Annotated in this window: 6 protein-coding genes; all 6 read right to left on the reverse strand. The window is 57.1% G+C overall.

Going from position 1 to position 10,675, the window contains the following annotated elements; translation table 11 throughout:
* Positions 1-141: 141 nt before the first annotated feature.
* The gene (gene recD / locus B347_RS0114965; RefSeq protein ID WP_019410505.1) at positions 142-2,226 is read right to left on the reverse strand and encodes an exodeoxyribonuclease V subunit alpha; all 2,085 of its coding nucleotides are present in this window, start codon (positions 2,224-2,226) and stop codon (positions 142-144) included.
* On the reverse strand, positions 2,223-5,912 hold the full coding sequence (recB, locus tag B347_RS0114970) for an exodeoxyribonuclease V subunit beta (RefSeq protein ID WP_019410506.1): 3,690 nt from the start codon (positions 5,910-5,912) through the stop codon (positions 2,223-2,225). Before recB ends, recD begins: the two co-directional genes overlap by 4 nt.
* Entirely contained in the window at positions 5,912-9,361 is a 3,450-nt protein-coding gene (gene recC / locus B347_RS0114975; protein ID WP_019410507.1) for an exodeoxyribonuclease V subunit gamma, read from the reverse strand. Before recC ends, recB begins: the two co-directional genes overlap by 1 nt.
* Before the next feature lie 173 nt (positions 9,362-9,534).
* Positions 9,535-9,933, reverse strand: coding sequence for a plasmid pRiA4b ORF-3 family protein (locus tag B347_RS25465; RefSeq protein WP_100218036.1), 399 nt, complete (start codon positions 9,931-9,933; stop codon positions 9,535-9,537).
* Between the two features lie 137 nt (positions 9,934-10,070).
* Entirely contained in the window at positions 10,071-10,196 is a 126-nt protein-coding gene (locus tag B347_RS27205) for a hypothetical protein (protein ID WP_423812785.1), read from the reverse strand.
* A gap of 64 nt (positions 10,197-10,260) precedes the next feature.
* Entirely contained in the window at positions 10,261-10,500 is a 240-nt protein-coding gene (locus B347_RS27210) for a transposase (RefSeq protein WP_081498301.1), read from the reverse strand.
* Positions 10,501-10,675 lie beyond the last annotated feature (175 nt).

Below are 10,675 nucleotides of genomic sequence, written 5' to 3' on the forward strand. Positions count from 1 at the left end.
ACGCATAAATACTGTGACCCCCATCACATATTTAAAGTATTTTAGTTGCAGCGTGGCGGCCATCGTGAACTGCGATAGCTACTACGTCAGCGTGCAGCGCCCCACACAATCTCCCACAGATAAGTTAAGAGTTGCTGCGTCTTACCTCAGTCCGAGCATTAAGCCGCTCAGGCGTTTTACCTTGCGCTGCACAGCCTCTTCAAACACGCCCGCTCGCGGCTCGACCAGGCTGAACCAGTGTTTGGCCCGGGTGATGCCGGTGTAGATCAGTTCTTTGGTCAATACCGGGTTAAGCGCTTCGGGCAGCACCAGTGCGGTGTGGGAAAACTCTGAGCCCTGGGATTTGTGCACAGTCATGGCGTAAACCGTTTCGACATCATTGAGGCGACTTGGCAGCACAAAGCGAATACCGCCCTGCCCGTCGTTACGGGCAAAGGCAACGCGCAACACGTGGCGCTGGGTCAGTCCATCACGCTCCGCAAGCCTAAGGGCGATGCCAATGTCCCCGTTCATCAGGCCCAGGCCGTAGTCGTTGCGGGTCATCAAGACCGGCCGCCCTTCGTACCAGTGCTGGTCACTGTCGATCAGTTTGCGGGCGAACAAAGACCGGGTGATACGCTCATTCAACCCTTCCACACCCCACGGCCCTTTACGTACGGCGCAGAGAACCTGAAACGTTTCGAAAGCCTCCAGCACCTTGCCCGCCCAAGCGGCCCAACAAGGGTCTTCAAGCCCTGCGTCGGCGACCGGGCGCTGATCGCGCAAGACCTCAAGATAATGCCGATAGCCTTTGGCATCGGCTCCTCGCCCCTCCAGTGCCAAGCGCTCGAAGGCGCGGTCTTGCTCACCCTTGAGTGGCAACGTAAAGAGGTCGTTGTGAGTGCTAGCAGCCAACAACGCGCGGGCTTCGTGCGACTGTTGCTGATTGACCAGCCGCGACAGTTGGCCGATGCCACTGCCCTCACCAAAACGCCGCGAGTGGCGCAGCATCACCACTTGCTGGGCCAGCGGATGAGTGCCATCCAGGTCTTGTTGTAAGCCGCTGGCGGCGAGATTTTCGCCGCTGACGCACTCCAACCATTCGCGTGTGTGCGGGGTGTACCAGCCGGCCTCGGCATCGCGGCACAAATCGCCCAGCACGGCGCCCGCCTCTACCGAGGCTAACTGGTCCTTATCACCCAGCAATACCAGCCGCGCATGGTCAGGCAGCGCGTCGAGCAAGTTAGCCATCATTTCGAGGTCGATCATCGATGCCTCGTCGACCACCAATACGTCAAGCGGCAGAGGATTGCCCGCGTGATGCCGAAAGTGGCGTGTGCCTGGACGGCTGCCTAGCAATCGGTGAACAGTGGTTACGTCACTGGGGATTTTTTGCCGAACCTTGTCATCCACTTCCAGCGATTTGACTTGCAGGCTGATGGATTCAGTCAAGCGTGCGGCGGCCTTGCCCGTGGGCGCCGCCAGACGGATGCGTAGAGGCGCGCCCGCTTCAACGGCCGGAGCCTGGAGCAACGCGAGCAGACGCACCACGGTGGTGGTTTTACCGGTCCCTGGGCCGCCGGTAACAATGCTGAAAGCGCCACGCGTAGCCAACGCGCAGGCCAATTTTTGCCAGTCAATCAGCGCATCGGCTTTAGGGCTGCCAAATAATCCGTTCAGGCGCGCAGATAAATCATCAGGTATTACCTCGGGGGCTGACAGACGTTGACGCAACGCACTGTCGATTCGGCGCTCATAGGCCCAATAGCGGCGCAGATACAAACGGCGCTCGCTTAACACCAAAGGTCTGCTCGCAGAGTCTGGCGACGACTGCCCCGCGTGCTCCACCAATGGGCTGGCGTGCAGGGCTGTACACCATGCGTCGCCATCCAGCGCTTCAAGCAGTTGCGAAGGCAGCAACATGGCGCCAGTTTGCACATCGCCTTCAGGTGGCAAGGACAGCGCGAAATCGGGTTCTTTAAGAGTTTCAAACAGGTCCAAACACACATGGCCATGACCTAGTTGATGGCTGGTCAGTGCTGCCGCCAGCAACACCAAAGGGTCGCCCTGCGGGTCGCGCTCATGCAAAAAGGCCACAAAGGCTTTATCCAAGGCGCGTAGCCAGCCCCGCTCGACCCAACGTTCGAGTAGCACAAGCAAGTCGTGTGCACGGCTCAAGGGCTGGAGTTGGGCAAGGCTTTCGGCCGTCAATGGCGTAGGCAACAGTTCGGCAAACGAACGACTCATAACAACACTCCCTGTTCCCACGCCGGTTCAGCCTGCTTGGGCTGAGGTTTACCCTGGAACATCAGGTCCAGGCTTTCGATTAATAGTCGGGGTGGTCGAGTGAAGAACACGCCTTGGCCTTGAGAGCGAGTACCGCGCAAGAACAGGTACAACGCGCCACCCATGTGTTGGTCGTAGTCGTAATCAACTAGGCGGGCTTTGAGTTGACGGTGCAAGGCCAGCAGGTACAGCACGTATTGCAGGTCGTAGCGGTTATCCAGAATTGAGGTGTTCATCGCCTCTTCGGTGTAGGCCGAATCGTCGGCACCGAGCCAGTTGGATTTGTAGTCCGCTACGTAATACCGCCCTTCGTGTTCGAACGTGAGGTCGATAAAGCCTTTGAACATGCCATTAAGCAGGCTCGGCTCGGCGGCGGCACGCGATGCACCGCCATGGGTGTGCTGGCGCACGAGTTGATCTAGCTGCAAGACATCGACCCGGTGGCTGGCGAACCAGAATTCCATTTCAATTTGGTACTGACTCAGTTCGCTCAAGACTACAGCAGGCTGGCCGTTATTCAGACGCAACGGCTCATCTTGTAGGTGCTGTAACCAGTCGCTCAGCGTGTCGATCCAACCTTGCCAGCCGCGTCGATTACAGCGGCGCGCCACAGCGTCTTTGATCGCCTCAGGATCGGCCTTGAAACCTTCGCTTCCGGCCCACTCAAGCAAACCATGCAGGAAAGTCCCGGGATTTGGCCCTCGCGGGAAACGGTGTATATCGCCACCACTGATTAACACTTCACGCGGCGCATCTGGATCAAGTCGCTCATCGTCCGATAGCTTTTGCGCCAAGGCACTTTCAGGCGCTTCGGCAGGGCTGAGGCTGTCACCAATACGTAATGCGCTGTAGGACGCAATCCACCAGTTTTCCGCAGCACGCCGTGTCGGGATCAGCGGTTTGAGCAAAGTGGCCTGATTGAGCGGAGGATAAAAACGCGCGTCACTGGCTGGGGGTACGGGGGCGAATTGAATCGCTGCGCAGTCATGTTTCAAATCAGCCAGCCAGCGTTCAAGCGCAACGGACTCAGCCAGCAGCGCACCACCGCCCAGCAGATAGCCCAACGCAGAAAGATGCAGAGTCGAACGATTGTTGTTGCCGCGTTTGAGGTCGGCGACGCCAAGCCAGCAGGCGTGCTGGGCGCGTGTGAGGGCCACATAGAGCAATCGCAAATCTTCGGCCAGACGCTCGTCATCGGCTTGGGCGATCAATTCTGGCGTGGGTTTCAGGCTGACGTGGGCATTGCCCGCTGCATCGTGGTAATGCAGCGGCAAACGACTGCCATCCACGGGTTTGGTCGAACAGATAAACGGCAGGAAGACCAATGGGTACTCCAGGCCTTTGGATTTATGGATGGTCACGACCTTGACCAGTTGCTCATCACTTTCCAGACGTAAAATTTGTTCTTCGCCCGCCTGACCTGACACTGCCAAGTGTTCGGCCAAGTGCCGGATCAGCGCTTGCTCGCCATCCAGTTCCGCAGCCGCCTGTTGTAGCAGCTCAGACAGGTGCAATACGTTAGTCAGTACGCGCTCTCCGTCGGGACGGGCGATCAAGGCCTGGGGTAATTCGAAGTCGTGCAGCAGGCGGCGCAACATGGCAAGTACGCCCTGTTTGCGCCAGGTTTCACGGTAGCCACGGAACTGCATGACGCGCCGTTCCCAGGCCAATTCGTCCCGATTCAGGCGCTCGAGCTCAACCAACGGCAAGTCTAGGGTGATGCAAGCCAGTGCCGCTCGCAGCGGACGCTCGACGTCCGGCTCGGCACAGGCCTTGAGCCAGGCCAGCACGTCGTGAGCTTCCTGCGCGGCATAGACCGAATCCTTATCCGACAGATAAACGCTACGCACACCCCGAGTCGACAATTCACGCCGCACGGCCTGAGCTTCCTTACCGTCACGCACCAGAATCGCAATATCGGCGGGCAATATGCCTTTAAAGGGTTGGCCATCTTTGGCAAAACCGCATCGACCTTGTTGACCGCCATTGAGTAACTCGACGATCTGGCTAGCGCACACGGCCGCCAGTTGCTGGCGATACACCGCGCCTGAGACGGGCTGTTCGGAAGGTAACTGCCACAGATTGAGGGCTGTTACAGCCTGGCCATCAATGTGTAGGACTTCTTTGCGCCCTTGGGATTTAACCGAAAGAAAGGGCACAGGGTTTTCAGAACCTTCGCGGAATAAAAACGCGCCTCGCCCGGCGTCTCGCTGCTCGGCCCGCTCAAACACATGGTTGACCGCGTCCACCATGGCATGACTGGAGCGAAAGTTGGTATCCAATGTGTGCAGTCGACCGCTGGTAGCGTGGCGGGCGCGCAAGTAGGTGTAGATGTCAGCACCACGAAAGGCGTAGATCGCCTGCTTCGGGTCGCCTATCAGGAATAGGCCGGTGTCTGGCGTGTTGTCTTCGATACGATAGATGGTCTCGAAGATGCGGTACTGCACCGGGTCGGTGTCTTGGAACTCATCAATCAGCGCGACGGGAAATTGCTCTCGTATAAGGGACGCCAGACGCTCGCCGCCCTCAGCCTGCAGCGCCGCATCAAGCCTGAGCAGCATGTCGTCGAAGCCCATCTCGGCACGCCGGCGTTTTTCTGCTTCAAAACGAGCACTGACCCAACGCGCTGCGTGCTCTAGAACAGCGGCATCGGGGCTGGGTAATGCGTCCAGCGCAGTTTTTAGCCCGCGCATGGCGTCCAGCGCCGGGTGTTGCGGCGCTTCGCCTTTCCACGCTTCGGCCATGCCGTCAGGCGTCAGGCGGGTGAAGCCAGTACCCAGATCTAGTTGCTCCTGGGACTCGTCAGCAGCCCAAGCGCTGATTTTTTCAAACCAAGGCTCAAAGTAACGCGCCTGCATTTTGCGCCCATCGACGGCTTTAGCGGCTACGCCTTGCAAGCAGATATCGCGCAACTCTTGAGCCCATTTCAGCCATGGCGTTTTGAGTTCGGACAGTGCCAGACGACGCTCTTGCAAGCAGGCTTCAATTATTTGTGCCGGGCTTTGCTCGGCATTAGTTGCCGGGCTAGAGCTGCCGAATAAAGCGCGAACGCGTGGTAGCAGGGCGGATGGACCGCTCCAGTTGGCGCGCACCCAGTTCAGTGCGTCACCGTGCATGGGGTAGCAAAACAAACGCCAGTAATCGCGTAGCACTTCACCGAGTAAATCACTGTGGTCGGTTTCGAGGGTTTGGGTGAACAGGCTGCCGCTGTCGAAGGCGTGTTCGCGCAGCATCCGTTGACACCAACTGTGGATGGTCGATACCGCTGCTTCGTCCATCCATTGTGCAGCGATGTCGAGGCGACCCGCGCAGGCGGCCCACTGTCCAGCGGCGAACTGATCACGCAGTTGTTCAACCAGAGCATCCGGGGCTTGGATTTCGTCACGGAAGAAGCGCGCTGCTTCGGCGAGTCGGGTGCGAATGCGGTCTCGCAGCTCTTTGGTCGCCGCGTCGGTGAACGTTACGACCAATATTTGCGGTGGTAATAGCTCACGGCCAAACCCCGACTCTTCACCGCCATGACCCAAGATCAAACGCAGATAGAGCGCCGAGATGGTGAAGGTTTTGCCTGTGCCGGCACTCGCTTCGATCAGTTGGCTGCCGCGTAGGGGAAAAGCCAAAGCCAAGGGCATTTTTTGCTCGCTCATTAGCGGGACTCCTCGCTGTTTAATGAGCGCCAAGGCGCGTCGAAGAGTGGGCGATAAAGGGCATCGCACCAGTCTTCAAATGCTCCATCGGCCATCAACGCTGCGTAGTCAGGGAACTGCCGAGCCAAGGCTGCGCTTTCGCGACGCTCGCCTTCGCTGGTTTGGCCATCACCTTCGTAAGCTTTTTGTGCTGCGGCATCGGCCTTGACCGGATCAGTCTGGGCCAACCAAGCAAAGCCGGTTTTGATGGCGATGGGCAGCGGATGGTTCATGCCGACTTTCCAGGCCATCAATAAGTTGCCCAGAATGTCGCTGGCGAGTTGAGGCGTTAAAGGGGCTAACAGCAGAGTCTCATCACTGGCGACCAAGGCAGTGGACATGTCTAGGCCACTGGCACAGGCCACCAGATGATTGACCCATGGCCTGGTCAGGCGATGCCATTTACGTGCCTTTATCGCCCCAATGCTGTTGGGAATCGTCGTGATGGACAGTAGGCCTTTGTCACTGCGTTGATGCAGGTTGCTGAGCCATCCTTCCAACGTAAGCCCATGGCCTTCAATGCTGACTGGCAGTGCGCTGTTGAGCGGCGTCGGCCACAGAGCCAAGAGTTGTTGATAACGTTGCAGGATGTCGGGAAGAGGCTCAATCAACTCGTGTTGCAAGCACTCACCAAAGCCTGCCATCGGCAATAGTCCGCTGCCTTGTAGGCGTTGGGCGCGGGTCTGTAGAGCGTGTTCCAGTTGGTCCGGTTGCGCCAGTGCGGCTTCGAGCAAGCTGTCGCTGAGGGTGTAGCGCTGCAACGCGTCGAGCACGAAGGGTTCTTCATCCTCTAGCGGCACTTCGGCAGCTTCAAAGAATACTTTCAGACGCTGACTAAAGAAGTGGCGCACTGGGTTGCGCAAAAAGTCCTGCAACTGAGTGAGACTTAAAGGTTCTTCTTGTTCATGCGTTGCAAGGGTTTCGGGCTGTGCAGGGGCTATTTGTGGCTCGTGTAATTGTTGCCACTCACGGGCATAACTGAACAGATTGGGATCGCCTTCGTGAAAATAGCGGGTGCTGAATGGTTGCAGCGGGTGCTCTTGAGTCATGGCCTTAAGCAAGTCCTCATCACCTTGGAGATGCCAGCCACTGGCAAGGTGATCGCGTAATTGGCCGATCAAGACGCAGGCCGGGCGCTCGCTGTTGTCGCGAATACTGCGTCCGACCCAACTGATATAGAGTTGGTCGCGTGCAGACAGTAGCGCTTCGAGCAGTAAGTAACGGTCATCTTCGCGGCGGGAACGATCGCCTGGACGATAGTCGCTGCCCATCAAGTCGAAGTCCAGCGGGGGTTGCGCACGCGGGTAGTCGCCGTCGTTCATGCCAAGCAGGCAGACGAGTTTGAATGGGATGGCACGCATCGGCATCAGTGTGCAAAAGTTGACGGCCCCGGCCAGGAAGCGTTGCGACAACTTGCCTTGGTCAAGGCCAGTCAACCAGGCTTCACGTACTACGGTTAGCGGTAATTGATCTTGCAGACCAACCAGCTCACAGGTTTCGAGCCAGGTCTCGCGCAGTTCTTCGAGTTGGGCCAGCAGGTAGTCGTCATGCTCAGTCTCTGCCTGGAAGAACAATTGCAGCAAAGCTTGCAAGCGCTCGCCCCATTGTTGCGGCAAGGCGGGCTGCGAAAATTCTTGGTGGGCAATTTCCAACGCATCAAGCAGGGCCACGAGTGGGCCGATCAGGACAGCATCAAGGCCGCCAATTTCATCGTAAGGCTCAATGCCATCGCAAGCCTCACCACTGCCAACGGCATAACCGAGCAGCATGCGACGCAAGCCGAAACGCCAACTGTTTTGCTCCAGTTCAGAGGGCAACCCCAGACCAGCACGCTGTTCGGCATTCAGCCCCCAACGAATCCCCGCGCCTTCGATCCAACGATGCAGGGTTGGCAAGTCGCGCTCTTGCACATTAAAGCGGGCACGTAATGCTGGAACGTCCAGTAAGTCGAGGATTTCGCTGACTGGGAAGCGGCTGTCGGGCAGTTTGAGCAGGTGTTCAATGGCAATCAGCAGCGGATCACGTCCGCGCTGACCTTGGTCGGCCAGCGTGTAGGGAATGAAGCGGCGATCGTCGCGCTCAATCTGGCCAAATACGGCACGGATGTGCGGCGCGTAGCTGTCGATATCCGGCACCATCACGATTACATCGCGCGGTTGCAAGTGAGGGTTTTCGCTGAATCGAGCGAGTAACTGGTCGTGAAGGATCTCGACTTCGCGTTGTGCGCTATGGGCAATGTGGAAGCGGATTGAGTGATCTTTATCCAAATCAACGGCAGGCCACAGTTCGCGAGTTTCGTTCAGTGGGCGCAGCTCAAGAATGTCGTCCTGCAATTGATTGAGCAGGTTGAGCGGTTCCACTTCACTGAACAGATCGATGCGGCCATCACGAAAGGCGGCCCGATAGCTGTTGGGGTCGTCGTAGCTGTCAAGCAGGTTGATGTAGTCACGACCTTGTTTGCCCCACGCGGCGAGCAATGGATGAGCGTGTTGGTGCAGGATGTCGAGATCCAGTGCCGTAGGCATTCCGGCTTTGCGGGATTGGCGTTTGTATTGATGGCGCAGCAGATCTTTGTCGGCAACGATATCAGACCAATGATGGCGACACGGGTTATGTACACAGAGCAGCACTTGGCTGAAGCGGGCCAGGCCAGCCAGTGCTTCGAGCGCTTGAGCGGGCAATGACGAAATACCGAACACAATTACCCGAGCAGGGAGACCGGGCGGTGTGTGTTCGAGGCTATTAATTTTTTCAATAAAACGCTGATGGACACCCGCACGGCTTTGCGACATGCCTTCCTCTCCAACGTCGAGCAGCAGCGCCCGCCATAATTCGGCTTGCCAACAGTTAGCCGAGCTCAAGGCCGGACTTTCACCTCGGGCATTGCGTAATTGATGGCGACCTGCAGCCCAGTCTTCCAACCAGTCAGCACGATAGACTTGGTACTGGTCAAACAAGTCGGCAAGGCGCTCTGATAACTGGTAGCGCTTACGCAGATCGGTGTCGTGGGTTAGAAAGCGCTGCAACGGTTCGAAGTGCGGTTGATCAATAAGGGCTGGGAGCAAGCGCATCAAACGCCAGGTCAAGGGGCCTTTATCGAGCAAGGACTTGGCAGGGATTTCTTCACTGCCCAATACCATCCGATAGAGCTGCCACATAAAACTGCCGGGCAGTTGCACATCAATCGCGGCGGCAATACCACAGCCGCCCAGATCGTCGTCTTGAGCATCTTCGGCAAGAGCCAGCTTTAACCATTGTGCGATGCCATTACTCTGCACCAGAGCAATTTCGTTCTCCAGAGGCGCAAGTGGATAGCGGCGCATCCAGCTCACGACCAGGTTGCGTAACTCATCAAGGCGGTTACCGTGAACCACCATAAAACCCGCGTTGAGGGACGTAGCACCCGGCATGACGGCATCCTTAGGAGAAGGCAAAATCCAAAGGCGAACCTTAACATTGCTCAAAGGGTATTGGCGTATTGGACGCTGGAAATGAGCGTGGGGGCGCCGGGGGTCTATGTCCAGTGCTTAGATTGCAACGCTGCTCACGTAAGGTAAGCGTCCGAACTACACCGCCTTGCAACTCAAACCTTAATCCGTTTAAGCCACGGGTTGACGTTCGCGCATTCAAATGCTGCCGGATCAAAAAAGTCGCCATGCCATTCAACCATCGCCTTATACGCTGGATGATCGGGATTGGTCATCGCTTCCAGAATCTGCTTGTAACCTAGCCCGCCACCCACGTCTTCCGGTGGGCAAGCATTGGCGCCGTCGATGCAATACGGCACCTGAGGACAGGCAATGGCGGGAAGTATTTTTTTGACCTTAATACGGTGACACCAACTGTTACCGGAGTCATAGAGGTACTCGAATGTTCGTTTTCCGCTCAGCGCCTTGATCAGCGTTTTACGAGCATCCGGGTTAGCAGTTGGCCCCCAGCCCATAGGGATCGGGCATACCATAGCGCTACCGATTGTGTGCATAGAAGATTGCGCCGCCCAATGCCGATTCTTCCGACAGTTCAATCAGCGCCTGGTTAAACCATGCATGCAGTTGTTCCAGCAGCGAACAGGCCTGCGCCAATCAATGCCTTCCAACGGTATCGACAACTGCGCAGCCGTCAGCGACACGCGACCGCTGGTTGCTGACGGCTAGACGAAGCACACTTTTTCCTACCGTTTGCAAATTTGCAAAAGAGACACAAACCGTCGCCATCCCACCACAACAATTTGATTCGATCACCGATACGTCCGCAAAAATCTGATCGGAGAACGGATCTGCTTCAAGTTGAGTTGGCACCAAGGCCCTATTCATCGAAGCCACGGCGCATATTCCTGGCGGCGGCAGCGATCCAGATAACAAGCTCCTTCCTGATATTGCTGCCGCCATCTAAAGACCAGGTTGGCATTGACGTCATGCTCACGAGCGCTCAAGGACACGGAGGTGCCAGACTGGAAAGTGGCCCCGACGACTTGGCATTTGAACGCTGGCGAGACGTTGAGGGAGGCGGGTTCGACGAGCGGAGGAAACTGTATCCAAGACTGTGTCAGCTAAAGAATAGTGCCCATTATCTTGCCCAATTTGGAGAGTAATCAGGAGAGGGTGTAGGCCGGACGGTTACTAACAAACTGATGCTTGGCGCCACTTTTTCGGACGCAAAAAACAAACCCCCTGTCTGCGTGAGCAGACAGGGGGTTTGGAATTTAATCTTGACGATGACCTACT

It is taken from the genome of Pseudomonas psychrophila HA-4 (assembly GCF_000282975.1).
Lineage (GTDB): Bacteria > Pseudomonadota > Gammaproteobacteria > Pseudomonadales > Pseudomonadaceae > Aquipseudomonas > Aquipseudomonas psychrophila_A.

What these genes read in the sequence shown, in the direction of transcription:
- recD (WP_019410505.1), bottom strand. Translation starts at nt 2,226, where the DNA reads ATGAGTCGTTCGTTTGCCGAACTGTTGCCTACGCCATTGACGGCCGAA.
- recB (WP_019410506.1), bottom strand. Translation starts at nt 5,912, where the DNA reads ATGAGCGAGCAAAAAATGCCCTTGGCTTTGGCTTTTCCCCTACGCGGC.
- recC (WP_019410507.1), bottom strand. Translation starts at nt 9,361, where the DNA reads ATGCCGGGTGCTACGTCCCTCAACGCGGGTTTTATGGTGGTTCACGGT.
- B347_RS25465 (WP_100218036.1), bottom strand. Translation starts at nt 9,933, where the DNA reads ATGCACACAATCGGTAGCGCTATGGTATGCCCGATCCCTATGGGCTGG.